The 25834-nt window shown below is 68.5% G+C and carries 23 protein-coding genes; 13 read left to right on the forward strand and 10 right to left on the reverse strand.

Annotated features, from left to right (window positions below):
• Positions 1-28: 28 nt before the first annotated feature.
• Both BN996_RS06960 and purM read right to left on the reverse strand, forming a co-directional pair.
• Positions 29-1333 (reverse strand): cytochrome P450, encoded by a 1305-nt coding sequence (locus tag BN996_RS06960; protein ID WP_089777785.1) that lies wholly within the window; start codon positions 1331-1333, stop codon positions 29-31.
• A gap of 72 nt (positions 1334-1405) precedes the next feature.
• Positions 1406-2380, reverse strand: a complete 975-nt coding sequence (gene purM / locus BN996_RS06965; RefSeq protein ID WP_089777787.1) for a phosphoribosylformylglycinamidine cyclo-ligase — start codon at positions 2378-2380, stop codon at positions 1406-1408.
• Positions 2381-2795: 415 nt separating this feature from the next.
• Between purM and BN996_RS06970 the strand changes: the two genes are divergently transcribed.
• The gene (locus BN996_RS06970) at positions 2796-3032 is read left to right on the forward strand and encodes a DUF8028 family protein (protein ID WP_089777789.1); all 237 of its coding nucleotides are present in this window, start codon (positions 2796-2798) and stop codon (positions 3030-3032) included.
• A 373-nt stretch (positions 3033-3405) separates the two neighbouring features.
• On the opposite strand, the gene BN996_RS06975 is transcribed toward BN996_RS06970, so the two are convergent.
• On the reverse strand, positions 3406-4029 hold the full coding sequence (locus BN996_RS06975) for a zinc metalloprotease (protein ID WP_089777791.1): 624 nt from the start codon (positions 4027-4029) through the stop codon (positions 3406-3408).
• A complete protein-coding gene (locus BN996_RS06980) occupies positions 4026-5705 on the reverse strand; it encodes a TraB/GumN family protein (RefSeq protein WP_089777793.1) in 1680 nt (559 codons plus the stop codon). The genes BN996_RS06975 and BN996_RS06980 overlap by 4 nt, the downstream gene beginning before the upstream one ends.
• Before the next feature lie 53 nt (positions 5706-5758).
• Here BN996_RS06980 and BN996_RS06985 point away from each other — a divergent pair, with 53 nt between their 5' ends.
• The 12 genes from BN996_RS06985 (at position 5759) to dhaM (ending at position 17978) form a co-directional block, all read left to right on the forward strand.
• Complete coding sequence (locus BN996_RS06985; RefSeq protein WP_089777795.1) at positions 5759-7087, forward strand: glycerate kinase type-2 family protein; 1329 nt, start codon at positions 5759-5761, stop codon at positions 7085-7087.
• A 63-nt stretch (positions 7088-7150) separates the two neighbouring features.
• On the forward strand, positions 7151-7771 hold the full coding sequence (locus BN996_RS06990) for an ArsR/SmtB family transcription factor (protein ID WP_089777798.1): 621 nt from the start codon (positions 7151-7153) through the stop codon (positions 7769-7771).
• Between the two features lie 80 nt (positions 7772-7851).
• Positions 7852-8295 carry a bifunctional nuclease family protein gene (locus tag BN996_RS06995; RefSeq protein WP_004041429.1) on the forward strand — a complete coding sequence of 148 codons (444 nt, stop codon included), beginning with the start codon at positions 7852-7854 and terminating at the stop codon, positions 8293-8295.
• Positions 8296-8355: 60 nt separating this feature from the next.
• Positions 8356-8841, forward strand: coding sequence for an acyl-CoA thioesterase (locus BN996_RS07000; RefSeq protein ID WP_089777799.1), 486 nt, complete (start codon positions 8356-8358; stop codon positions 8839-8841).
• A 48-nt stretch (positions 8842-8889) separates the two neighbouring features.
• A complete protein-coding gene (locus tag BN996_RS07005; RefSeq protein WP_089777801.1) occupies positions 8890-9342 on the forward strand; it encodes a DUF7992 family protein in 453 nt (150 codons plus the stop codon).
• A gap of 187 nt (positions 9343-9529) precedes the next feature.
• Positions 9530-10939, forward strand: a complete 1410-nt coding sequence (locus BN996_RS07010) for a DUF4397 domain-containing protein (protein ID WP_089777803.1) — start codon at positions 9530-9532, stop codon at positions 10937-10939.
• Positions 10940-11064: 125 nt separating this feature from the next.
• Positions 11065-11370 carry a DUF8036 family membrane protein gene (locus BN996_RS07015; protein ID WP_089777805.1) on the forward strand — a complete coding sequence of 102 codons (306 nt, stop codon included), beginning with the start codon at positions 11065-11067 and terminating at the stop codon, positions 11368-11370.
• A gap of 32 nt (positions 11371-11402) precedes the next feature.
• Positions 11403-12011, forward strand: coding sequence for a hypothetical protein (locus BN996_RS07020; RefSeq protein WP_089777807.1), 609 nt, complete (start codon positions 11403-11405; stop codon positions 12009-12011).
• Positions 12012-12452: 441 nt separating this feature from the next.
• Positions 12453-15584: an isoleucine--tRNA ligase gene (gene ileS / locus BN996_RS07025; RefSeq protein WP_089777809.1), complete on the forward strand. Its 3132-nt coding sequence runs from the start codon at positions 12453-12455 to the stop codon at positions 15582-15584.
• A gap of 176 nt (positions 15585-15760) precedes the next feature.
• Positions 15761-16759, forward strand: coding sequence for a dihydroxyacetone kinase subunit DhaK (gene dhaK / locus BN996_RS07030; protein ID WP_089777811.1), 999 nt, complete (start codon positions 15761-15763; stop codon positions 16757-16759).
• Positions 16760-16896: 137 nt separating this feature from the next.
• Complete coding sequence (dhaL, locus tag BN996_RS07035) at positions 16897-17595, forward strand: dihydroxyacetone kinase subunit DhaL (protein ID WP_089777813.1); 699 nt, start codon at positions 16897-16899, stop codon at positions 17593-17595.
• Complete coding sequence (dhaM, locus tag BN996_RS07040; protein WP_004063261.1) at positions 17592-17978, forward strand: dihydroxyacetone kinase phosphoryl donor subunit DhaM; 387 nt, start codon at positions 17592-17594, stop codon at positions 17976-17978. The genes dhaL and dhaM overlap by 4 nt, the downstream gene beginning before the upstream one ends.
• 106 nt (positions 17979-18084) lie before the next feature.
• On the opposite strand, the gene ptsH1 is transcribed toward dhaM, so the two are convergent.
• The 6 genes from ptsH1 to glpA form a co-directional block, all read right to left on the reverse strand.
• A complete protein-coding gene (gene ptsH1 / locus BN996_RS07045; RefSeq protein ID WP_089777815.1) occupies positions 18085-18360 on the reverse strand; it encodes a phosphocarrier protein HPr in 276 nt (91 codons plus the stop codon).
• Between the two features lie 99 nt (positions 18361-18459).
• Complete coding sequence (locus tag BN996_RS07050) at positions 18460-19530, reverse strand: DUF7973 family transport facilitator (RefSeq protein ID WP_089777817.1); 1071 nt, start codon at positions 19528-19530, stop codon at positions 18460-18462.
• Between the two features lie 3 nt (positions 19531-19533).
• Positions 19534-21066, reverse strand: coding sequence for a glycerol kinase GlpK (glpK, locus tag BN996_RS07055; protein ID WP_089777819.1), 1533 nt, complete (start codon positions 21064-21066; stop codon positions 19534-19536).
• Positions 21067-21429: 363 nt separating this feature from the next.
• The gene (locus BN996_RS07060) at positions 21430-22740 is read right to left on the reverse strand and encodes an anaerobic glycerol-3-phosphate dehydrogenase subunit C (RefSeq protein WP_089777821.1); all 1311 of its coding nucleotides are present in this window, start codon (positions 22738-22740) and stop codon (positions 21430-21432) included.
• Positions 22737-24005, reverse strand: a complete 1269-nt coding sequence (gene glpB, locus BN996_RS07065) for a glycerol-3-phosphate dehydrogenase subunit GlpB (RefSeq protein WP_089779854.1) — start codon at positions 24003-24005, stop codon at positions 22737-22739. Before glpB ends, BN996_RS07060 begins: the two co-directional genes overlap by 4 nt.
• Positions 23992-25773, reverse strand: coding sequence for an anaerobic glycerol-3-phosphate dehydrogenase subunit GlpA (gene glpA / locus BN996_RS07070; protein ID WP_089777823.1), 1782 nt, complete (start codon positions 25771-25773; stop codon positions 23992-23994). The genes glpB and glpA overlap by 14 nt, the downstream gene beginning before the upstream one ends.
• Positions 25774-25834: the final 61 nt, after the last annotated feature.

The raw sequence follows: 25834 nt of genomic DNA on the forward strand, positions 1-25834 counted from the left end.
GGCGGTTCCCCGACGACGCCGCTCGGAGTCAGCGCCGCCGGACGACGAGGGGCGTCTCGCCCTTCGGCTGGGTCGTCATCTCGGGCGTGATTGCTAACTCTCCGTCGCCGGCCCAGTCGAGGTCGAAGTCGCGGAGCACGGTCGCGAGCACGATTTTCGCCTCCGTGAGCGCGAACGCCCGGCCGAGACAGCTCCGCGGCCCGGCCCCGAAGGGGAGGTAGGCGTAGGCGGGGCGGTCGGTGTCGCCGTCCCATCGTCCGGGCCGGAACGCGAGGGGGGCATCGTACCACCGCTCGTCGCGGTGGATGCGGATGACAGAGAGGTGGATGTCCGTGCCCGCCGGGATGACCCGGTCGCCGGTCGGAAACGGTTTCGCGGTCTCCCGCGGGAGCGTGTGGACCGGCGGATAGAGCCTGAGCGTCTCCTTGATGACGCGTTCGAGCACCGGGAGCTCCCCGGTCGCGTCGGCGGTCACGGGGCCGTCGCCGACGACGCGGTCGACTTCGGCGACGGCTCGTCCCCGGGCGTCGGGATGGGTCGCGAGCAGGTACAGCGCGTAGGTGAGCGCGAGCGCGGTCGTCTCGTGGCCGGCGAAAATCATGCCCACGAGCTGGTTCTCAAGCGACTCGACGGTCGCCGGGTAGTCTGCGTCGGTTCCGAGCGCGTCGGCGAGGTGGCGCGTGAGGCTCCCCTCGTCGGCGGTCTCGACCAGTTCGCGGACCTCCTCGCGGAGGACGCGGTCGGCCCGGTCGAACCGGCGTCGGCTCGGCGTCGGTACCCACGACGGCAACACCCACGACGCGGGCGCGAAGCGGCCGTTGAGACCGTCGGCGGCCGACCGAATCCGCACGTCGCCGTCGAGGTCGAGTTCCCGTCCGAGGATGGTGGCAAAGATGATGTCCAGGGTGACCGCCTTCATCTCGGATTCGAGCGACAGCGTCCCCGAGTCGGGCCACGTCCGCAGGCGGCGCTCGACCTGCCGGCGCATCACGGGTGCGTAGTCGTCGACCCGCTCCCAGCGGAAGAAGGGCTCTAGCTCGTCGCGCTGTCGCCGCCACTCGTCCCCCTCGGCGGCGATGACGGCGTCGCCGAAGGCGGCCTCGAACTCGCCGCCCTTGACGATGGAGTCGCGGTCGGTCACGAACGCCCGCTCGAAGTGGTCGGGGTGTGCGAGGACGTACAGGTCGTCCATCCCCACCACGTCCAGTCCGACCGCGTCCTCGACGCCGTGGTCCGCGAGGAGGTCGGCGACGAAGCCGAACGGGTCGGCCGCGAAGCCGACGGTGTGCCCCACGAGCGGGAGGCCGCTCGGTGTCGGTGGCGGTGAAGTCACACCTCCACTATGGCGAACGTCGGTAAAATAGTGCTTCTAATCGAACAGTTCGATTCGGCGCTCGGTCCGGCCTCAGAGGTCGAGGCCGCGAATCGAGACGCCCTCGCCAGCCTCGACGCGGCCGATGACGCGACCGTCCGTGGCTTCGACCAGCGCCTCGGCGTTCGCCTCGGGGACGGCGGCGACGAAGCCGGTGCCCATGTTGAACGTCGTGTGCATCTCCTCGTCGGAGACGCCGCCGCGTTCCTGGACGAACTCGAACACCGGCTGGGGGTCGAAGGCGTCGTCGACGACGTAGCGGAACTCGCCCATGCGTTCGAGGTTGGTCCAGCCGCCGCCGGTGACGTGGGCCGCCGCGTTGGTCTCGGCCGCGCGCAGGTCGTCCAGCAGGTAGGTGTAGAGCCGCGTCGGTTCGAGGAGCGCCTCGCCGACGGTATCGTAGTCGTCGCCGTCCCACGCGTCGTCGTAGTCGCCGTCGGCCGTTGCGGCCTTGCGGGCGAGCGTGAGGCCGTTCGAGTGGATGCCCGACGACGGGAATCCGACGAGCGCGTCGCCCTCCTCGGCCTCGCCGGGGAAGATGGCGTCTTTCTTCGCCAGTCCGGCGCAGGTGCCCGCGAGGTCGAGGCCGTTGATGACCTCCGGCATGACCGCCGTCTCGCCGCCGACGAGTTCGATGTCCGCTTCTTCGGCACCCGCGGCGAGGCCCTGACCGACCTGCTCGGCGAAGCTCTCGTCTGGGGCGTCGACCGCGAGGTAGTCCACGAACGCGACGGGCCGGACGCCGGCCGCGACGAGGTCGTTGGCGTTCATGGCGATGCAGTCGATGCCGACCGTCGAGTAATCGCCGAGCGCCTCGGCGACGAGCAGTTTAGTGCCGACGCCGTCGGTGGCGAGTCCGAGGTAACGGTCGCCGATGTCGAGCAGGCCGGCGTAGTCGCCCGACCCGCCGCCGACCTGCGCGACGAGCGCGGCGGTCGCGGCCTCGCTCGCCTCGATGTCGACGCCCGCGTCGGCGTAGGTCATCCCGTCGGAGTCGTCGTTCGTCATGTTCGTGTACGAGATAGGCCGAAATATAAAATCACAGGGTACGAATCATACACGTTCTCGCATAGGTGAGCGTTCGCCGGCGGTCCGGCCGACGACGGAGGCACGATGGACCGGCGTCGCCCGTTCGGTTACCCACCTCCTGTCGGCCGCGCGCGCTCCGGGACGCCCCCCGCTACGACCCTCCTAATCGTCGGCTTCCGAGCCGATGTTATCGAATAATCAATAGCTTTCGCAACATTTGCGAAAAAGCACGAAAGGAGTGTATAAACTTTCTCGGCCGGTCTGAGCGGTTCGTAAAACGTTACGAAAGAAGAATGTCTTCCGTAACCCGGCCCTGAACGGTCGAAAAAGGACCCGAATTCACGGTAACGCTCGACCCCTTATATTATGGTCCCCGTCGTATGCAGAAGTGACGATGTCCGGAATCCCCTCCACGAACGACTCGATCGCGCTCGACCTCGCATCGACCGTCGGCCGCCTCGCGTACGCCCCCGTCGAAACCGTCGCGTTCTGGTCGGCAGTCGCGCTGCCCCTCGCGTACCTGCCCGTCCTCAGCGGCGGTCTGAGCGCCGGCGAAATCCCTCTCTTCGCCGGGCTCATCGCCCTCCACGCCGTCGCGCTCGTCCTCGGGCGCGACCACGGCCAGCAGTAACTGCGGTCCCCCGACGCGTACGACCAACCCGGATTCGTCTCGGTCCCCGCCGACGCTCTCCCCGCGAAGCGTACGTCTGCACCCCCCGCCCGACCGCGAACCGCTCGCTACCCAACCCAACCCAACCTGACAGCAGCCCCCAATCCAACCTCAACCCGACCGACCCGCCGCTCGAACCCGGCCTCGACGTGCCGACCGACCCTCCGCTTTCCTCCCCCCGGACTCCGACCTCGACGACCCGGCCGGACCCCGCCTTCGCGGCCCCTTTTGCCTCCGTTCGTCCCTGTGAGAATCGAGCAGTCGCTCGCGGCTTCGAGACCGAAACGAACCAGAAATCGAGCGGTTGGGGTCGTCCTAACCCCCCGTCGTCGGGTCAGAACCCGACGAACAGGAACAGGCCGACGGTGAGGAGAATCGACAGGACGAGCACGCCGGCGAACACCGGCGTGCTCCACGACTGGACCGTCTTTCCGTCGAGCGAGCCGAACGGGAGCATGTTGAACGCCGCGAGGAAGGCGTTGATGATGAGCCCGCGCGCGCCGACGAGTTGGACCACGTCGGAACCGGCGGCGACGCCGACGACGAGTACGGGCGCGAAGGCGACGAGGAGCAAGAGGTTCGTCACCGGCCCGGCGAGGGCGATGAGACCGTGTTCGCGCTCCGTGAGCACGCCGCGGTGGTAGACCGCGCCGGGCGCGGCGAAGATGAACCCGACGAGCGCGCTCATGATGGCGATGGCGAGCATGCCGTAATCGGCGCGGAACTCGGCGACCTGATTGAACCTGACGGCGACGACCTTGTGGGCGACCTCGTGGAGGAGAAAGCCCACGCCGGCCGTCAGGAGGCTCACGACGAGCGCGAGGCCGAACGACCCGCTCGTCAGCAGTTGGAGCGTCCGGTTGCCGCCGCCGGCGAAGAAGATGGCGAAGGCGAGGCCGAGCGCGACCCACGCGACGAGCAGGTCGCGGAGTTCGCGCGAGGAAAACGAGACGTTCACGTCAGGGACCTCCAGATGAGGTCGGCGCTGTTGTGCGCGCCCTCGAACATCAGGTTCGCCACGCCCGCGACGCCGCCGAGGTCGGAGGCGATGGCGGGGATGACGTAGGTGACGAAGAGGAAGCTCGCGATGATGCTCCCAATGTTCGTCATGGCGACGACCATGATGAGCTTGAACAGCGGCACGTCGAACATCTGGCCGACGAGGTCGACGATGGGCGTATCCTCGTCTGCGAGCAGTTCGTTCAGTTTGCCGATGTCGCCGACGTTGACCGGCGTGTGTCGGAGTTCGACGTAGCCGGTGAACCAGCCGGGCGCGAGAAGCGGGTTGATGGAGGTCATCCACGCGACGAGGCCGCCGACGAGGGCGGAGGTCCACCGCGCGCCGGCGACCTTGGCGAGCGCGGCGGCGAACACGCCGTTGATGAGGAACCACGCGCCGAAGATGGTCAGGAGCCGTTCGTTGCCGACGCCGGCCATCGCCAGGAGGACGAAGAAGGCGACGAACACGGCGGTGACGCCGAAGCCGAGCAGTTTGCCCCACGGGAAGCCGTCCTTTTCGGCGACGCCGACGAGCGATTCCATCGGCGGGAGCGTCTCGGGGTGTTCGAGGTAGTTCTCGATGCCCTCGCGGTGGCCCGCACCGACGACGGCGACGACGTGGCGGCCTGACTGCCGGAGCGCGACGAGCTGGTGGGCGATGTAGGCGTCGCGCTCGTCGATGAGCGCCTCCGCGCCGCCGGGGCTGAACCGGCGGAACTCCTCCATCATCGCCGACACCACGTCGCCGTCGGTCAGCTCGGCCATGTCGAACTCCTCGTAGTCGGCGTCGCCCTCGACGGGCGCGAACAGGCCGAAGACGTTCAGGACCGCGCCGACGGTGACGCCCACGACGACGCCCGCGAGGATGCCGATGACGAGGCTCCCGACGATGGCGGTGCCGAGGCTCCCGAGGACGCCCGAGACGAGACCGGTTCCGAGGCCGAGGCCGAAGCCGGCGACGATGCCGACCGCCGCGCCGCCGCCGAGGCCCGCGAGGACCGCGTCGTCGCCGTCGAGGGAGAACGAGGCGACAGTGTAGAGCATGTACGCGGCCGCGGCCCCGAGGACCGCGGCGGTGGCGGTGCGCGTCAACAGGAGGTCGGTGACGCCGACCGCGCCCCCGAACAGGCCGACGAGCGGCCCGAGGAAGACGCCGACGGCGATGCCGAACACCGCACCGATGCCGCGGGCGTCGGCGACCCCGAACAGGAGGTCGCCGGCCATGCGCATCTTTTCGAGCGTGCCCATCCGCCGCCAGAAGCGCTGGATGGTCACCTGGATGTCGCGGTCGACGAGCGCCACGTCGAGGCCCTCGTCCTCGGCGGTCTCGACGGCCGCGAGCATGTCCGCGCCGGGCTTCACGTCGAACTTATCTCCCATCCGCGACTGGACGTACGAGAGCATCCAGTAGGCGATAAACTGGAAAACAGTGTTGCCGCGAAGCAGGTCGCGCGCTTCGATGTCGTCGGGCGTTCCGCCTTTCAGCTGCCGGTAGCGCCCCTCGTCGAGTTCGACCGCGACGACGTCCGGACGCTCCTCTCTGACGGTCTCTTCGACCTCTCTGACGCTGTCGGCCGAGACGTGGGCCGTGCCGACGACGCGGACGTGACCCTCGCCGGGCGACGAATCGTTCATCGCCGGGTTTACCGCCCCACGGTTTTTATCCGTGTCGGCATCCCCCACGAACTATGCAGGAGTTCGACGCGCGAACCCCGACGCCCGCACACGAGACGGCCATCGACTGCCTCCGCGCCGGCGTCGAGGCCGTGCTTCCCGACCGCGTCGTCCGCGAGTCGGTGTCGCTCGACGGCGACACGCTGACCGTCGCGGACGCCGCGTACGACCTGACCGCCTACGACCGCATCCTCGTCGTCGGCGGGGGTAAAGCCGGAAACGGCGTCGCAGACGCCCTCGAAGCCGTCCTCGGCGACCGCATCGACGGCGGCGTCGTGGTGACGCCCGACCCGACGCCGAGCCCCGACGGACGCATCGAGCGACTGCCCGGCGACCATCCGGTCCCCTCCGCGCGCGGCGTCGAGAGCACCCGGCGGCTCGCTGACCTCCTCACGGACCTCGACGACCGGACGCTCGTCCTCGCCGCCATCACGGGCGGCGCGAGCGCGGTCCTCCCGGCCCCGGCCGAGGGCGTCTCGCTCGCCGAGTTACAGGAGACGACCGACAGACTGCTCGAAAGCGGCGCGGAGATTCACGACCTCAACGCGGTCCGAAAGCACGTCTCGACGCTGAAAGGCGGCGGTCTCGCGCGCCTCGCCGCGCCCGCGACGGTCGTCGGTCTCGTGCTCTCGGACGTGGTCGGAAACGACCTCGGCGTCATCGCCTCCGGCCCGACCGCGCCCGACGAGACGACCTACGACGACGCCCTCGACGTGCTGGACCGCTTCGACCTCGACGTGCCGAAGTCGGTCCGAACCCGACTCGCCCGCGGTTCGGCTGGCGATATTCCAGAGACGCCGAAGCCCGGTGACCCGGTGTTCGACCGCGTGACGAACCACGTCCTCGCGGACACGTTCACCGCGCTCGACGTCGCCCGCGAGGTGGCCGACGAACGCGGTTACGACCCGCTCGTCCTCTCGTCTCGCGTTCGCGGCGAGGCGCGCGAGGCCGCGAAGACCCACGTCGCCGTCGCGGAGGAGGCGCTCGCCACCGGGAACCCGATTCCCGCGCCCGCCGTGGTCCTCTCGGGCGGCGAGTGCACCGTGACGGTCCGCGGCGACGGCGACGGCGGGCCGAACCTCGAATTCTGCCTCGCGGCCGCCGCGGAACTCCCCGAAGCGGCCGTCCTCGCCAGCATCGACAGCGACGGGAAAGACGGCGGGACCGACGTCGCGGGCGCGATCGTTGACTCGTCGTCGGTCGACGCCGGCGACGCCCGCGCCGCGCTGGCGAGAAACGACGCGCTCCCGGTGCTCCGGGAGGCCGGCGCGCTCGTCGAGTCCGGCGCGACGGGGACGAACGTCAACGACCTGCGCGTCCTCGTGGTCGGCGGGGGCGTCTGAGCGCCGGCGGTTCTCCGGGCGGCGGGACAACAGGTTTGTATCCTCCGGCGGAGTACCCCCCGTATGGCCGGTTTGTTGCCCTCCACCCCCGACACCTCCGCCGCGGACGAGTCCTCGCCGCGGGTCATCGGACTCGAAGACGACGAGGCGTCGGACCTCCTGTCAGCGCTCTCGTCTGAGACGGCCCGCCGCGTGCTCGCCGCGCTCCACGAGGAGCCGACGAACGCCGCGGAACTCGCAGAGCGCGTCGACACGTCGCTCCAGAACGTGCAGTACCACCTCCGAAAGCTCGACGACGCGGGCCTCGTCGAGGTGGTCGACACCGTCTACTCCGAGAAGGGCCGCGAGATGAAGGTGTACGCCCCCGCCGACAGGCCGCTTGTCGTCGTCGCCGCCGGCGAGGAGACGCGGACGGGTCTCGCGTCCATGCTGACGAGCCTGCTCGGCGGCGTCGCCGTGTTGGGTCTGCTCTCGGCGCTCGTCCAGTGGGTCGCCACCCGCGGGCTCGGCGTCCTCGGCGGTGCCGGCGGTGCCGCCGAATCCGCCGACGCCGGGGCGGTCTCGACGATGGCCGCGGAGGCCGCGCCCGCGGCGGCGCAGGGGATTCCGCCGGGACTCGCCTTCTTCGCCGGCGGTCTCGTCATCCTGCTCGTCATCGCGGCCGTCCAGCTCGCCCGGCGGTGAGGCCCCGCGGGAGTCGACGGCGACCGGGTCGGCGACCGCGCTGGGGTAACTATTCGTACTCCGCCCAACTACAGCATAGCATGAAACACCGTGCCGTGGTCCGCGGTATCGGGGTCGGCGTCGGCGAAGACGGCTCGAACGTCCCGGCGGTCGTCCTCGAAGCGCGCGACGAGTTCCTGCCCATCGTCATCACGTCGGACCAGGCTCAGGCCATCCAACTCGGTCTCTCCGGCGAGCAGTTCGAGCGCCCGCTGACCCACGACCTCCTGGTCGAGATGGTGACGGAGTTCGGCGGGGCAATCGACAGCATCCGCATCGACGACCTCTCGAACGGCACGTTCCTCGCCAAGGTCGACGCCGAGCGCTACCACGACGGCGAGGCGCGGTCGGTCGTCTTCGACGCGCGCCCGAGCGACGCCATCGCCCTCGCCATCCGCGTGGACTGCCCGATTCTCGTCTCCGACGAGGTGCTCGACGCCGCCGGGCAGTCGCCCGAGGCGTTCGACGCCGACTTCGACGAGTGAACCGGGGGCGTCGCCGCCGCGCCCCACGATTTCAAGCCCCCTCAGCGTGACCCTGCTCGCATGAGCGAACCCACCGCGACGCTCGAAGAGTCGCGCACCGAGATGACCGAACTCCTCCTGCCGAACGACACCAACAACCTCGGGCGAGCCCTCGGTGGCGCGGTCCTCCACTGGATGGACATCTGCGGGGCCATCGCGGCGATGCGGTTTTCGAACCGCCAGTGCGTCACCGCGTCGATGGACCACGTCGACTTCATCGGCCCCATCGACCTCGGCGAGGTGGCCGTCATCGAGGCGTACGTGTTCAACGTCGGCCGGACCAGCGTGGACGTGAAAGTCGACGTGCACGCCGAGAACCCGAAGACCGACGAGCTACGGAAGACGACCACGTCGTTCCTGACGTTCGTCGCGCTCGACGACGACGGGAAGCCGACGCCCGTGCCCCGACTCGTCTGCGAGACCGACGAGGAATCTGAGCTCCGCGCCGAGGCGGTCGCCGCCCGCGCCGACCAGCTCGAATCCGTCATCGAGCGCATGGAGAACTGAGAAACCCGGCGCCGAACCCTTTTCCCCGGCGGCGACCGACTGGCGACCATGCTCGACGTTCCCGTCCCGGACCCGCCGTCGCTCCCGACGGTGGACCCGAACCAGTACGACGACGCGCAGGTGGCGGCCGACGCCGACTTCAAGCGCGCCGAGTTGGAGGAGTTCCTCGAAGCCGGCGCGTGGGCCGACGCCTTCGAGGCGTGGGCCGCCGAGACGCCCGTCACCGAGGCGCAGTGGGAGGTCGTCCTCGACCTCGACCTCCTCACCCACTTCGACTTCTTCTGGGACGACTTCGCCGACCGCGTCGGCTACCACGCCCCCGGAATCCCCGAGGACTGGAAGGAGCGCGAACTCCACCCCGACCTGACCTCGTGGGGCGAGGTGTCGTCTATCAACGCCGGCCTCACCGAACTCGGACAGGACGTGTGCGACGTGCTCAAAGACGACTACATCGACTGGGAGTCCGAGTACGAAGCGCCCGACGACCTGCCGGACTTCTGAGGCCGTCGATTCCGTCCCGACCGTCGTTCTTCCTCGGCTCGTCGTCTCGCGAGCCCTGTTCCGAAATCCCTCCGAGAATAGTCTTTATATCGTGATATTATCGTACAATGTATGTATTTATGGACACATTGTGGCGAGATTTGGGAAAACGGTGATATTCCGACCGTCGCTCTCATCTCTCGTCGCTATGACGAACATGAAACGACGCGACGTACTCCGTGGATTCGGTGGCGTCGCCATCGCGGGCGGACTCGCAGGGTGCATGGGCGGCGGCACGGCCGACGACGAGACCGAGACGACCACGACGTCGACCCCCACGCCGACGCCGACCCCGACGCCCACGCCGGAACCCGAGACGGCGATGCTCCGCGTGGCGCATCTCTCGCCGGACGCGCCGAACGTCGACGTGTACGTCGACGACTCGGTCGCGCTCTCGGACGTGCCGTTCGGCGCGGTCAGCGATTACCTCTCGGTTCCCGTCGGAACCCGGACGGTGAAGGTGACCGCCGCCGGCGACGAGTCAACCGTCGCCTTCGAGGGCGACCTCGACGTCGCCGAGGCGACCTACACCGTCGCCGCGGTCGGCGAACTCACCGAAGAGACGTTCGAACCGCTCGTCCTCGAAGACGACGTGTCGCTCCCGGCCGACGACACGGCTCGGGTCCGCGTGGTCCACGCCTCGCCGGACGCGCCCGCGGTCGACGTGACTGCCGGCGACACGGTGCTTTTCGACGGCGTCTCCTTCACCCAGTCCGGGAGCGTCGAGGTGCCGGCCGACACCTACGCACTTCAGGTCCGGGGCGACACCGAGTCGAACGACGGCGACGCGGTCGCCGAGTTCGACGTCGAACTCGCCGGCGGCACCGTCTACACAGTGTTCGCGGCGGGCTACCTGACGCCCGACGACGAGCCGACCGACGCGGGCTTCCGGCCCGTCGCGGTCGTCGACGCCGGGTCCGGCGGCGGCGGGCTCGTCCAGCGCGACGTGTCGCTCCGCGCCGCGCACCTCTCGCCGGACGCGCCGAACGTCGACGTGCTCGTCGACGGCGCGGTCGCGCTCTCGGACGTGCCGTTCGGCGCGGTCAGCGACTACCTCGCGTTGACCGCCGGGTCGCACCAGGTGACGATTCGCGCGACCGACGCGCCCGACACGGTCGTCTTCGACGAGATGCTCGACCTCGCGGCCGGCGCGTACACCGCCGCGGCGCTCGGCGAACTCGACTCGGCGGCCGAGAACGGCTTCGCCGTCTCGCTCCTCGAAGACGACCGCTCGGCCCCCGCTGACGACGCGGCCCGCGTCCGGGTGCTTCACGCCTCGCCGGACGCGCCCGCCGTCGACGTGACCGTCGCGGGCTCCGGGGACGCTCTCGTCGACGGCGCGGCCTTCGGCGACGCCGCGACCGTCGAGGTCCCCGCCGGGGACTACACGCTCCAGATTCGGGGCGACACGGAGTCGAACGACGGCGACGTGGTCGCCGAGTTCGACGTCGCGGTCGAGAGCGGCCGCGCCTACACCGCAATCGCGCTCGGCTACCTGACGCCCGACGACGAGCCGGCAGACGCCGCGTTCGACCTCAGCGTCGTCGCGGACAACTGACCGTAGACCGGCCCGACCGGCCTGCGAGCGCCCCCGACTCGACACCGCCTCCAGGAGACCCCATCTGAACGAATGACGACGACACGAACCCGGCGACGTGAACCGCCCCGCGAACAGCGGCGGCCATGAGCGTCTGGGTCGACGCCGCGCGGTTCTCGCTCGGCGCGAGCGTCGTGTTCCTCGTCGTCATGCTCGCCGTCTGGGGGCGGAACTACCTGCTGTTCCGGTCGAAACACGCGCTCGGGTTGGTCGTCTTCGGCGCGTTCCTCCTCGCACAGAGCCTCTTCGCGCTCTACTACTACCTCGTCGACCCGACGCTGTCGGTCTGGTTCGCCGCGGCCGTCCCCGCCGCGGCGTGGCGGGTGTTAATGGGAATCCACGTCCTCCAAGCGATCGCGCTGGCGGTCCTCCTGTGGGTCACGTGGGATTAAACGTTAACCCGGAGGGCCCCGAGCCTCCTTGCATGCACCGCCGAGCCCTCCTTTCGAGCGCCGCCGCGCTCTCGCTTGCCGGCCTCTCGGGCTGTCTCGCCGACGCCCGACGAACCGCCAGCGGTCGAATCCGCGCCGACACCGGCCACTCGCAGCTCCACCCGACCGACGAGCGGTACGTGAAAGGGTCGTTCCCCGACGACGCCGACTTCCGCGGGTGGCTCTTTTCGGACCCGCCGGCCGACCAGCGGGACGTGTTCACCGACCGCGCGATGCAGGGGCAGTACTCGAACGACCTACTGGAGGTCGACGGCGACTCGTTCGTCCTCCTGTTCGAGGTCCGAATGGCCCGCGAAGACGCCGCGTTCTACAACGTCGGATTGTCGCCGTCGTGGTCCGGGTGGCGCGACGCCGACATCCCGATTCGGCGGTCGCCGCCGGCCGACCCCGATGCGTTCGAGGTGGATGCCGACACGCTCGTCTGCACTCACCTCTCGACGTTCGACGTCGCGAGGGGTGCGACTCCGACGGACGCCACGCTCCGGGTGTTCGAGCGCGACGACGAGTCCGGAACCACGCACGGGTCGTCGGCCGAGTCGGTCGTGGCCACCCACCGCGTCGGCCGTTGGTCGGACCGGTAGCGTCGGAGTCCCGTCGGGTCCCTCGGCGTCGTCGTCCGCGTCGCCGTCGGCCGCGGAGTAAGCGTTATACTTCTCGCGGGACTGCTCTCGGATAGCATGCGACGGCACCGGAGTTCGCGCCGTCCGCCCGCGGTCGGCCAGTTCCGACGCTCGGTCGTCGCCCCGTCGCCCATTATCGCGGGGCAGTAGCCTCGCACTTCTCTCATCCTCGACCCCCGTCCGTATCGACCTCCGAGCGACAGCGGTCTCCCGTCCGGTGACCGCGACCACCGGAACCCAACATGGAGCGACACACTCTCCCCACCCGACAGGCGTATCGACAGCGACCAGTAGACCATCGACAGCGGAGGGTCTCCCGTGTCTGAGTCGGACCCGGCGGAACGGCCGACCGACGCGGACCAGACCCGCCGTTTTGATATATATCCGCGAGAAGGACGGGGTATGGAAGACATCGCAGACCAGTACACGCCGTCGGACGTGGAGTCCGTCGTCGGCGAGTACTGGGACGAGAACGACGCCTACGAGGCGACGAAGGAGGCACACGCCGACGACCCGTCGTTCTTCTTCGTCGACGGCCCGCCGTACACCTCCGGCCAGATGCACCTCGGCACGGCGTGGAACAAGACGCTGAAGGACGCCGTCATCCGGCACAAGCGCATGACGGGGCATCAGGTCACGGACCGCCCCGGCTACGACATGCACGGCCTCCCCATCGAGGTCAAAGTCGAAGAGGAACTCGGCTTCACCTCGAAGCGCGACATCGAGGAGTTCGGCATGGAGCAGTTCATCCAGAAATGCAAGGAGTTCGCCGTCCGCAACCGCGAGGCGATGGACGAGGACTTCCAGTCCATCGGCGCGTGGATGGACTGGGACAACCCCTACCAGACGCTCTCGCCCGAGTACATGGAGTCCGCGTGGTGGGCCTTCTCGAAGGTCGCCGAAAACGGACTCGTCGAACAGGGCAAGCGCAGCGTCAACTACTGCCCGCGCTGTCAGACCGCCATCGCGGCCAACGAGGTCGAGTACGACGAAATCACCTCGCCGTCCATCTACGTCAAGTTCCCGCTGAAGGGCCGCGAGGGCAACCTCGTCATCTGGACGACGACGCCGTGGACCATCCCCGCGAACACGTTCGTCGCCGTCGACGGCGAGATGACGTATCAGGAGGTCCGCGCCGAGAAGGACGGCGAGAGCGAGGTTCTCTACCTCGCCGAACCCTGCGTCGAGGAGGTCCTGAAGAAGGGCCGCTACGAGGACTACGAGGTCCTCTCGGAGGTCACGGGCGAGGAGATGGTCGGCTGGGAGTACGACCACCCGCTCGCCGGCGTCGTCGCCGAGTACGCCGACTTCGAGGGTGCTGGACAGGTGTACACCGCCGACTACGTCGAGGCCGACCGCACGGGCCTCGTCCACTCCGCGCCCGGCCACGGGCAGGAGGACTTCGCCCGCGGGCAGGAACTCGGACTCGACGTGTTCGTCCCCGTGGACGACAAAGGCGAGTTCACGGAGCAGGGCGGCGACTACGCGGGCACGTTCGTCCGCGACGCCAACCCGGAGGTCATCGAGGACCTCGACGAACTCGGCCACCTGCTCCACGCCGGCGAGCACGACCACCGCTACGGCCACTGTTGGCGCTGTGACACGGACATCATCTTCCTCGCCACCGACCAGTGGTTCATCACGGTCACGGACGTCAAAGACCAGCTTCTCGACAACATCGAGGAGTCCGAGTGGCACCCGCAGTGGGCCCGCGACAACCGCTTCCGCGACTTCGTGAGCGACGCGCCCGACTGGAACGTCTCCCGCCAGCGCTACTGGGGCATCCCGCTTCCCATCTGGGTCCCGAGCGACCCGGACGCCGAGGGCGCACAGGAGATGATTGTCGTCGGCACCCGCGAGGAACTCGCCGAGCGCGCCGACCAGGATATCGACCCCGAGACGGTCGACCTCCACCGGCCCTCGGTGGACCCCATCACCATCACCGAAGACGGCGTGACCTACGAGCGCGTCCCCGACGTGTTCGACGTGTGGATAGACTCCTCGGTCGCCACGTGGGGCACCCTCGACTTCCCCGGCGAGACGGAGGCGTACGAGGAACTGTGGCCCGCCGACCTCATCATCGAGGCGCACGACCAGACCCGCGGGTGGTTCTGGTCGCAACTCGGCATGGGCACCGCCGCGACCGGCGAGTCGCCGTACAAGGAGGTCATCATGCACGGCTTCGCCAACGACAAGGACGGCCGCAAGATGTCGAAGTCCGTCGGCAACATCGTGACGCCCGAGGAGGCCATCGACCGCGCCGGCCGCGACCCGCTTCGCGCGTACCTCCTCAGCCACGACCAGCAGGGCGTCGACCTCTCGTTCGAGTGGGACGGCCTCGCCGACACCCAGTCGACGCTCAACATCTTCTGGAACGTCTTCCGCTTCCCGCTTCCGTACATGGACCTCGACGGCTACGACCCCGCCGAGGCCGACCTCTCGGAGGGCGAACTCACCGTCGTCGACGAGTGGGTGCTCTCGCGGCTCCAGACCGTCGAAGCCGAGATGGCCGACGCGTGGGACGACTACGAGGTCTCCACCGCGCTCAACGCCCTTCTCGACTTCATCACGAAGGACGTCTCGCGGTTCTACGTGAAGGCCATCCGCGAGCGCATGTGGGACGAGGAGGACTCGGCGTCGAAGCTCGGCGCGTACGCCACGCTCTCGACGGTGCTCTCGGAGTCCATCCGACTCATCGCGCCCTACGCGCCCTACATGGCCGAGCGGATGTACCAGCGGCTCGACGGCTCTGCGACGTCCGTCCACATGCTGTCGTACCCCGAGGCCGACGAGGAGCGCCGCGACGAGGAACTGGAGGCCAACATGGCCGTCCTCCGCGACGTGGAGGAGGCCGCGGCGCACGCCCGCCAACTCGGCGGCCGCAAACTCCGCTGGCCCGTCTCGCGCATCGTGGTCGAGTCCGACGACGACGCCGTCGCCGAGGCGGTCGACGCCCTCTCGGACCTCCTCGCGGAGCGCGTGAACACCCGCGACGTGCAGGTCGTCGAGGTCTTCGACGAACTCGTCGAGACTGCCGAACCGCAGATGAGCGTCATCGGGCCGGAGTTCGGCGCTGACGCCCAGAAAATCATGGAGGCCGTCGAAGGGCGCTCGCGCGCCGAGGTCGAGTCGGGCGTCGAGGTCGACGGCGAGACGTACGACCTCTCCGACGAGATGGTCTCGTACCGCGCGGAACCGCCGGAACACGTCAGCGGTGCCGACTTCGAGGGCGGCACGGTCTACGTGGACACCGAACTCACCGACGACATCGAGTCCGAGGGCTACGCCCGCGACGTCATCCGCCGGATTCAGGAGATGCGCAAACAGCTCGACCTCGACGTCGAGGCCGAAATCGACGTGTCGCTCGCGGTCGACGACGAGCGCGTCGCCGGCTTCGTCGCGGAGAACAGCGACCTCATCGCCGAGGAGGTCCGCGCCCGCGAGTTCGACCTCGGGTCGGCCGAGGGCGAGACGGTCGAGACGTGGGACGTCGAGGACGTGTCCGTGACCATCGCGGTCACCCAACTCGACTGAGGCGGTCGCGCGCCGGTCCGTACCGGCCCCGGGCGTCTCCGCCGGCCCGACGCTCGGCCGCCGCCGCGACCCGTGAAATGGAGGGCGTTTACCGCCGATTTTTCGCAGACGGCGACCGCCCCGACTTCCGACTGACCAACACTTTTGGCCTCATCGAACGTGAGGGACGGTGAGTCATGAAGAAACTCATCAACGAACCCGGAGCGGTCGTAGACGAGATGCTCGACGGGATGGTCGCGGCGCACCCCGAACTGCGCCGGCTCGACGGTACGAACGTTCTCGTCCGCGGCGACGCGCCGGTCGAGGGGAAGGTCGCGGTCGTCTCCGGCGGCGGGTCGGGCCACGAGCCGACGCACGCGGGCTATCTCGGCGAGGGGATGCTCGACGGCGCGGCGGCGGGTGAGGTCTTCACCTCGCCGACGGCCGACCAGCTGAACGAGATGATTCAGGCGACGGACGCGGGCGAGGGCGTCCTCTGCGTCGTCAAGAACTACGAGGGCGACGTGATGAACTTCGACACCGCCGCCGAGATGGCCGGCATGGAGGGCGTCGACGTCGAGCAGGTCGTCGTCAACGACGACGTGGCCGTCGAGGACTCGCTGTACACCTCGGGCCGCCGCGGCGTCGCGGGCACCATCTTCGTCCACAAGTGCGCGGGCGCGAAGGCCGCCGCGGGCGGCGACCTCGGCGAGGTCAAAGCGGTCGCGGAGAAAGTCGTCGACAACGTCCGCACCATGGGCATGGCCCTCACCTCCTGTGTCACCCCGGAGAAGGGCGAGCCGACGTTCGACCTCGGCGAGGACGAGATCGAACTCGGCATCGGCATCCACGGCGAGCCGGGAACCGAGCGCGCCGAGGTCATGAGCGCAGACGAGATAACCGAACACCTGACCGAGAACGTCCTCGACGACCTCGAACTCGACGAGGGCGAGGAGGTCGTGACGATGGTCAACGGCATGGGCGGCACGCCGCTGTCGGAGCTGTACATCGTCAACCGCAAGCTCCAGTCCATCCTCGACGACCGCGGCGTCGAGACGTGGGACGCGTGGGTCGGCGACTACATGACCTCACTCGACATGATGGGCTGTTCGGTCTCCGTGCTCCGCGTCGACGACGAACTCAAGGAACTGCTCGGCGCGCCCGCGGAGACGCCCGGACTGACGGTCACCGAGTAAGTCGGACTCACCGCCGCCGAGTACGCGACGACCGCCGCCGCGAACTCCCGGCGGCGACCCCCGACACGTCACCGATTTTTCGCGGCAGAACAGTCCCGCGGGACAAGGGATTAACCCCCGGCCGACGAAGGTCAGCCATGGCTGACGCAGAGACACAACGCGAAGCGGTGCTGGACGCGCTCGACAACGTCGCCGAGCGCCTCGCCGAGGAGAAGGAGTATCTCACGGACCTCGACTCCGCCATCGGCGACGCCGACCACGGCGCGAACATGGAGCGCGGCTTCGGCAAGGCCGCCGAAAAGCGCGAGGAGTTCGCCGAGATGGAGCCGAACGAGGTCGTCAAGAACGTCGGGACGACGCTCATCTCGAACGTCGGCGGGGCCTCCGGCCCCCTCTACGGCGGCTCTATCATGTTCGCCAGTCAGGAACTCGAAGACGGCATCACCGCCGAGACCTCGGTGTCGTTCGCGGAGGCGTACCTCGACAAGGTCAAGGACCGCGGCGGCGCGCAGGTCGGCGCGAAGACGATGGTCGACGCGCTCGTCCCCGCCGTCCACACCTACAAGAAGTCCATCGAACAGGACGACCTCCCGCCGCTCGAAGCCCTCGCCAAGGCCGTCGACGCGGCCGAGCGCGGCGTCGCCTTCACCGTCCCCATCAAGGCGATGAAGGGCCGCGCGTCGTTCCTCGACTGGCGCTCGGTCGGCCATCAGGACCCCGGCGCGACGAGCACGCTGTTCATCCTCGAAGAGCTGCTTGAGACCGCCGAGGAGTACCTCGACGGCGAGGTAGACCGCGACGCGCGGGCCGAAGACGCAGTCGGGAGGGACGAATGATCGGTCTCGTCGTCGTCTCGCACAGCGCGAAGGCGGCCGAGGGAATCGCTGAGGTCGCGGCGCAGATGGGCGGCGGCAACGCTCGCATCGTCCCCGCCGGCGGCGACGAAGACGGCATCGGCACCTCGCCGGACCGCATCCGCGAGGGTATCGAGGAGGCGGACGACGGCGACGGCGTCGTCGTCCTCGTGGACCTCGGCAGCGCCGTGATGAACGCGGAACTCGCCATCGAGATGGCGATGGACTCCGAGGCGGTCATCGCGGACGCGCCGGTGCTGGAGGGCACGCTCAACGCGGCCGTCGAGACGACGAGCAAGAAGGCGACGCTCGATTCGGTCGTCGAGCGCGCCGAGGACGCCCGCGACTACCGGAAGCTGAACTGAGTCGGTCGGCGGTCGAACCGGTTTCCGAGCCACCGATTCGACCGGGAAAGAGACCGCCGCGCGGCGCGGCGGCCCGCAGTTCCGTGCCGCTTTGTTTTGTTTCGTTTTATTCTTCGTCGCCGGCTTCGGGCGTCGAGAGCACTTCTTCGAGCGCGTCGAGCGCCGCTTCCGCGTCGTCGCCCTCGGCGACGAGGCGAATCTCCTCGCCGTGGCCGACGCCGAGGCCGGTGACCGCGAGCATGCTGGCGGCGGGGACGAGGTCGTCCTCGCCGGCGCGGCCGAGTTGGACGTCGGCGTCGAAGGAGTTCGCGGTCTCGACGAACTGCGAGGCGGGACGGGCGTGGAGGCCGTCTTTCGGGACGACCGAAACGGTGCGTTCCATACGTCGGGTATCGACCGCGGAGCGTTATCGCTACCGGTTGCGGAACGCGGCGAAGAAAAATCGTGAACGACGTGTGCGGGGCCGGAGGCGTCCGGGCTGTTAGGGCCCGAGTCCGAGGTACGCCGAGTTCGGGATGGCCCCGAGGAGGAACAGCACGCCGATGAGCAGCGAGTAGATGGTAATCGACATCGCCGGCGGGTCCACGTGGGTCCCGGAGTGCGAGTAGGCGATACGCTGGGTGAGCTCGCCGAGCAGCGCGCCGATGAGACCACCGACCGCGGCGGCGACGATGATGAGCGGTTCGTTACCGCCGACCATCGGCGCGGCGATGGCCGCGAACGACGAGCCGCCGAGCGTGATGTGGTGGGTGACGGGAATCTTCTCGACGCCGAGGTTCAAGAACAGCAGGCTGGCCGCCGAGATACCGTAGGCGAGGAAGAAGCTCTCCGTGATGAGCCACGTCCAACCGCCGAGGATACCGGCCCCGAGGCCGATGACCACGATGTTGACCCACTTGTACTGGTGGGGAAGCCACGGCTCGGTCGCGGGTCGGCCGCTGCCGTCGCCGCGCGTCTCTCCCTTCTCGAACGGCGACATGTCGAGGAGGCCGCTGCCGGCGGGCGAGCCGATGAGCGGGTAGCCGAAGGCGATACGCGCGATGAACGCCGTCGTCATGACGGACAGCGCGACGCTGTCGAGCGGGAGGCCGATGCCGCCCGCGACGCGGGAGATGAGGAGCCCGAGGACGCCGAAGAGACCGCCGACGGCGAGGATGTCGGGCTGCGTGCCGAACGCGTACGTGATGTCCTTACCGAAGTGGTAGCCGCCCTCGCTGGGGTCCATATCGGCGTACCGCTTGCCCGCGTAGGCGCTGGCGGCGACGCCGCCGGCGAAGGCGATATGCGGGCCGACGAACGGGCCGAACCCGATACTGCTGGTGATACCCGTTCCGAGTTCGCCGGCGGTGATGAGGTCGGCACCTTCGAACTGTCGGATGATGATGCCCGCCGTCTCGCCGAGCAGCACGACGAAGCCGGTGAAGATGAACGACGGCAGCGCGCCGAGGGCCGCGCCGAACATCCCGCCCGCGAACGCCGCGAGCAGGAGGACGATGAACCGCTCGGTACTGACGCCGATGACCGGAATCTGGAGTGCGAATGTTTCGAACACGTGTTACTCCTCCCGTGCCCAGTCGAGCGAGCGGTCGACGGCCTCCTTCCAGCGGCCGTAGCGCGCTTCGACGTTCTGTGGGTCTTTCGGACCGAACTCGCGGTCGACCTGCCAGTTGTCGCGGAGTTCGTCGAGCGTCTCCCAGTAGCCGACGGCGAGGCCGGCGGCGTACGCCGACCCGAGCGCGGTCGTCTCGTCGACCTGCGGGCGGACGATTTCCGTGTCGAGGATGTTCGACTGGAGCTGGCAGAGGAAGTTGTTCTTGACAGCGCCGCCGTCGACGCGGAGACTGGAGAGGTCGATGTCGCTGTCGGACTCCATCGCCTCGGCCACGTCGCGCGTCTGGAACGCGATGGATTCGAGCGTCGCGCGGACGATGTGCTCGCGGCGGGTGCCGCGGGTCATGCCGACGATGGTGCCGCGGGCGCGCTGGTCCCAGTGGGGCGCGCCGAGGCCCGTGAACGCGGGGACGAAGTAGACGCCGTCGGTGGACTCGACCGACCGAGCGAGCTTCTCGGACTCGCCGGCGTTGTCGATGAGCGTCATGTCTTCGAGCCACTCGATAGCCGCGCCGGTGATGAAGATAGAGCCTTCGAGGGCGTACTGGACCGGCTCACCGGAGCGCTGGAAGCCGACGGTGGTGAGGAGGCCGTGTTCGGACATGACCGCCTCCTCGCCGGTGTTCATCAGCATGAACGAGCCGGTGCCGTAGGTGTTCTTCGCGTCGCCGGCGTCGAAACAGGTCTGGCCGAACAGCGCGGCCTGCTGGTCGCCGAGCGCGCCGGCGACGGGGACTTCCGCGCCGAGGAAGCCGTCCGCGTCGGTCTCGCCGTAGTGGTCGTCGTCGGACGACGGGCGGACCTCGGGGAGGAGTTCGCGCGGGACGTTGAACTCCTCTAAGAGTTCGTCGTCCCACTCCATGTCGTGGATGTTGAACAGCATGGTCCGCGACGCGTTCGTCACGTCCGTGATGTGGTTCCCCGTCAGATTGTAGATGAGCCACGTGTCGATGGTCCCGAAGGCGAGTTCGCCGTCTTTGGCGCGGTCTCGGATATCCTCGGGTCGGGAGCGCTGGAGCTTGATGGGGTCGGAGTTGTCCAGCAGCCACTCGGCCTTCGTCGCGGAGAAGTACGCGTCGGGTTCGAGACCCGTCTTGGCGCGCACGTCGTCGGTCTTGCCGTCCGCTTCGAGCGTCTCGATGCGGTCGGTCGTCCGACGGTCCTGCCAGACGATGGCGTTGTGAATCGGCTGTCCGGTCTCACGGTCCCAGATGAGCGTCGTCTCGCGCTGGTTCGTGATCCCGATGGCTTCCAACTGCTCGGGGTCGAGCCCGGCGCTCGAAAGCGCCGCGTCGATGACCTTCTTCGTGTTGTCCCAAATCTCGTTTGCGTCGTGTTCGACCCAACCGGGCTCTGGGTAGATCTGTTCGTGCTTCTCGTAGGCGTTGGCGACCACCTTGCCGTCGTGGTCGAACACCATGAACCGCGTGCCTGTGGTACCCTGATCGATGGCACCGACGTAAGTTTCTCCTGACATTTCTAACCAACCTCGATACGAACTCTCGGTGTGAGAGTCCTACCACTACAAACGTGTACAAATTATATGATAAATGTTTCTTTACTACTCCCCCGCATATTGTGTAGAACGAATCCGCAGTATAGGCTCCATGTCGGCTGAATATGGGGAGTACTATTTCACACGGACACTTTTTCGACCGTTTTACTCAACGAGGCGGTCTGCCGGACAGAACGACCACGTCCGCCGAGTAACGGGCGAAAACGGCGATAAACAGGCAATATAATCCGCCAAATCGCCGGCGATTCGGCGCGCGCGCCGAGCGCGGCGACGTTCGAGTGGTCCGGCGCTCGAACGCGTTCGTCCGTCAGCCGTGCGCGCGTGTCAGACCAGCGCCTCTTCGAGGAGCTGGAGCGGGTGTTTGATGTCGTAGCCCGTGCCGTGTTCCATCTGCATCGAGCAGGTGGGGCACTCGGTCATGCCGACGCTCCCCTGCGCGTGCTCCATGTGGTCGAACATGTCCGCGCCGATCTGCATCGACTTGTCGTACTTCTCTTCCTTCCAGCCGTAGGTGCCGGAGATGCCGGAACAGGAGTCGCCCACGTCCTCGATTTCGACGCCGTCGAGCTGGCGGAACAGCTCGACCGCCTGCCGGTCGAGGCCCTGATTGCGGCCGTGACACGGCGCGTGGTACGCGAAGGCTTGGTCGTCGACCGATGCCTCGCGAACCGCGCCTTCGAGGTCCTCGTGGATGCGCAGGTACTCCAGCGCCTCGTAGGTGTGCGCCGAGAGGTCCTCGATGCCGTCGATGTCGAACAGTTCGGGGTACTCCTGGCGGAGCGACATCGAACAGGAGGTACACGACGCGATGATGTCGTAGCCCTCGCGGATGAGCCCCGCGAAGTTGTCGACGTTGATGCCGGCGGCGCGCTTGGCGTCGTCGAGCATGCCGTTCGCGAACATCGGCGTCCCCGAACAGCGCTGTTTGGGGACGACGACCTCGTAGCCGAACGACTCGAAGACGCGGACCATCGCCTTGCCCACCTCGGGCGTGTTGTAGTTGGAGTAACAGCCGTGGAAGTAGGCGACGCGCTTTTCCTCGGAGCGGACCTGCGGGCCGCCGCGTTCGTTCCACCACTCGCGGAACGTCTGGGTGGCGAACTCGGGGAAGTCGCGCTCGGCCGTGATACCGAGTACTTTCTCGTTTATCCGCTGGACGACCGAGTTGCCCATGACGGCGTTCGCCAGCCGCGGGAACATACCACCCAGCTGGGCGAGCGTGCCGTAGTTGGCGAGGATGCGGTTGCGGATGTACTCCCGCGAGAGCTTGTCCATCTCCTCGTCGACGTACTCGCCGCGGGCCGTGTTGTGCATCTGGCTGAGCGGGACGCCCGACGGACAGGCGTCGTCACAGCGCATGCAGTTCGAACACGACATGATGGAGTCGTCGACGGCCTCGTCTTCCTTGCGCTTGAGCCGCCACTGCTCCGGCCCTTGGAACTTCGGCCCGGGGAACTCGTCGTCGACCTCGGCGACCGGGCAGGACACGTCGCAGGCGGTACACTTGTAACAGTTGTCCGCGCCGGGACGGAGGTCCATGTCGGTGCTGTCGGGGAACACCTCGACGGCCTCGAAGTCGTCTGTCTGTGCGTCGGGGGTCAGCGTTGGATTGCCTGGGGATTCTGCGTCGCTCATCTGGTTGCCTCCTCGCCCGCGAGGCGGCCGGCGACGGCACCCGTCGCCAGCGAGACGCCGCTCGCGGATTTCTCGCGCGCCACGTCGGCACCGCCGACGACGCCGCCCGCGGCGCGCAGGTTCTCGAAGTGCGGTTCGCCGTCTTCGTCGGTCGGCCGGAGTTCGTCGTCGGGGACGACGCCGAAGCGCGCGAACGCGTGGTCGCCGAACGCCTCGGGTTCGGACCAGTCGTAGCGGTCCTCGGGGTGCGGGACGTGACAGCCGAAGACGGGCTCTGTGACCGATTCGCGGTCGGAGTCGAGGCCCTTGCCGACGAGGCCGCCGGTCGCGAGGACGACCTGGTCGGCCGAGTAGGGCGTCGGTCTGTTCTTCTGGTCGACGATGACCGTCTCGACGCGGCCGTCTTCGGCCTCGAAATCGACCGCCGGGTTGCCCGCGGAGATGCGGACGCCAGCCTCGTCGAGCGCGTCGAACAGGATGTCCTCCAACTTGAGTCCGAGCAGACTCGGCGGGCCGGTCGGCACCTCGAAGACGGGGACGCCCAGCCGGTCCGAAAGCTCCGCGCGAACGTCCTCGTCGTGGTCGTCGCCGAGCATCGCCGGGAAGCCGACGCGCGACTCGCCGTCCAGTTCCGCGGCGACGGTGTCGGCGAGGACGGAGCGAACCGTGCCGCCGTCCACCGTCTCATCGCGGTCGAGCGCCTTGGCGAACCGCGTCACCTTCGCGTCGGAGCGGAACCGCTTGGGGAACTCGACGGTGACGCCGCGGGCCGAAAACGGCACGCCGGCGGCCGCGAGGTGGTCGGCCGCGACGGGCGCGTCGAAGTCCGTGAGGCCCGCGAAGCCGACCAGAAGCGTGTCGCCGGACGAACTGGCGAGGCCGGGCGCGACCGACTCGGGGTAGCGCGCGGTCGGCTTCACCGCGCCGCCGTGGGTCATCACGAGCGCGTTCGAGTCGGTGTGGCCGCCGCGGTAGGCGTCGCCGACCGCCTCGTCGAAGACGCGGAGGCCGGCGCGGACGCCGTCCTCGCCGACGACGCGGTAGGGGTGACCCTCCGGGAGCGCGTCGAGACCGGCGTAGGGGTCCGAGAGGGGACCGTCGCCGCCGGCGTAACCGAGCACGTCGACGAGGCCGCTGGCCTGTCGGAGCGTGCTCTTCTTGTGGGCGAGCAGGCGCACGCGAGCGCCCGTCTCCGCGGCCGAGAGCGCGGCCGTGCAGGCGGCGATACCGCCGCCGATGACGAGCACGTCGTCAGTTATCGCCATCGGCACCTCCGAGCGCGTCGTCGCTCGCGCGGTCGTCGAGTCGGCCGCCGTCCGCGACCGCGCCGCCGGACGCGACGCCCGAGGCGTCGTCCTCCGAAGCGCCGCCGTCGTCGAAGGCAGCGAAGTCGATGTCGGCGTCGGCCGCCGCGGGGTCCTCGTCGCGGTTCATCGTGGCCGCGTGGAGCATGTGCTTCAGCGCGGTCTGGGAGAGCTGCGTGCCCCACATGGCGTGGCGCTCGCCCTTCCAGCGCTCCTGATAGAGGTCGTCGAGGGACGCGCGAATGGTCTCCTCGTCGTACTCGGGCGCGAGTTCGTTCGCCATCCGGTGACAGCATATCGCGCCCTGACAGTTACCCATCGAGGCGCGCGTCTGGATGCGCACGGAGTTGAGCTCCGTGCCGGCGGTGTCGAGGGCGTCCTGAATCTCGGCGCGGGTGACGGCCTCGCACTCGCAGACGACCGGGTTGGGGTCGACGCTGTTGAGCACCTCGTCGGCGCGCGAGCCGAGCCGCTGGGCCGACCGGCGGCCGATGGGCGACCGCAGGCCGAAGTCGTCCATGTAGTCGCGGAGGACGGTGAAGTCCTCGCTCCCCGGAAGCGGCACGTCGGCGGTGCGGCACTCGGCGTCGACGCCGAGCTTCTCGCAGACGTGGTCCGAAATCTGCTCGGCCATCATCCGATAGGTGGTGAGCTTGCCGCCGACGATGCTCGTCATGCCCGGCAGGTCGTCGCGGTCGGCGTGGTCCAACAGGAAGAACTCGCGGGTGATGTCCGTCGGGTCTTCCGTGCCGGTGCCCGGCGGCTCGTACAGCGGGCGAACGCCCCAGAAGGAGCGAATCGTCCGCGCCTCGGCCAGCATGGGAACGAGCTCCGACAGCGTCTCTATCATCAGGTCGACTTCCCAGCCCTCTTCGGGGTAGTCTTCCGGGTCCTCGACCTCCTCGTCGGTCGTCCCGAGGATGCACGTCGTCTCGTGGGGGACGACGATGTCGGCGTCGCCCTTCGGCCGACAGCGGTTGATGACCGTGTCGACCTGCCGGGTGTTCATGATGGTCATGACGCCCTTCGACGGGCGGACTTCCACGTCGACGCCGGCGAGGTCGCCGATTTGGCCGGCCCACGCGCCCGTCGCGTTGACGACGTAGTCGGCGCGGATTTCCTCGACCTCGCCGGGCTCGCCGTGGACGTACGGGCCGGTACCGGTCTGGTGGGTGACCTCGACGCCGACGACCTCGCCGCCCTCGACGAGCACGTCGGTGACCTCGGAGTGCGTCTCGATGCGCGCGCCGTGTTCGACGGCGCTCGCGGCGTTCGCCACGCAGAGGCGGAACGGGTCGACCGCCCCGTCCGGGACCTTGATGGCGCGTTTGATGTCCTTGGCGAGGTACGGCTCTATCTCGCGCGCTTCCTCGGCGGACAGCACCTCGGCCGGAATGCCGCACTCGCGGCAGCCCTCCAGTTTCTTCTCGAAGTACTCGTCGGAGTCCTCGGGGCGCTGGACGAACAGGCCCCCCGTCATCTCGACGCAGTGGCCCGCGATGCGCCGCAGGACGCGGTTCTCCTCGATACACTCCTTGGCGGACGGCTGATCCGATACCGCGTACCGACCCCCGCTGTGGAGGAGTCCGTGCATCCGCCCCGTCGTCCCGTGTGTGAGGTTCCCCTTCTCGACGAGGGTCACGTCCAGCCCGCGCATCGCGAGGTCGCGCGCGATGCCCGTGCCGGTCGACCCCCCGCCAATGACGAGGACGCTCGGCGATTTTTTCATCTGTCTTTCGTGAGGTAGGACCGACGGCACTTTATTTTACCTTCACTCGTCTCGCGTCCCG

This window comes from Haloferax massiliensis (assembly GCF_001368915.1).
GTDB classification, from domain to species: domain Archaea; phylum Halobacteriota; class Halobacteria; order Halobacteriales; family Haloferacaceae; genus Haloferax; species Haloferax massiliensis.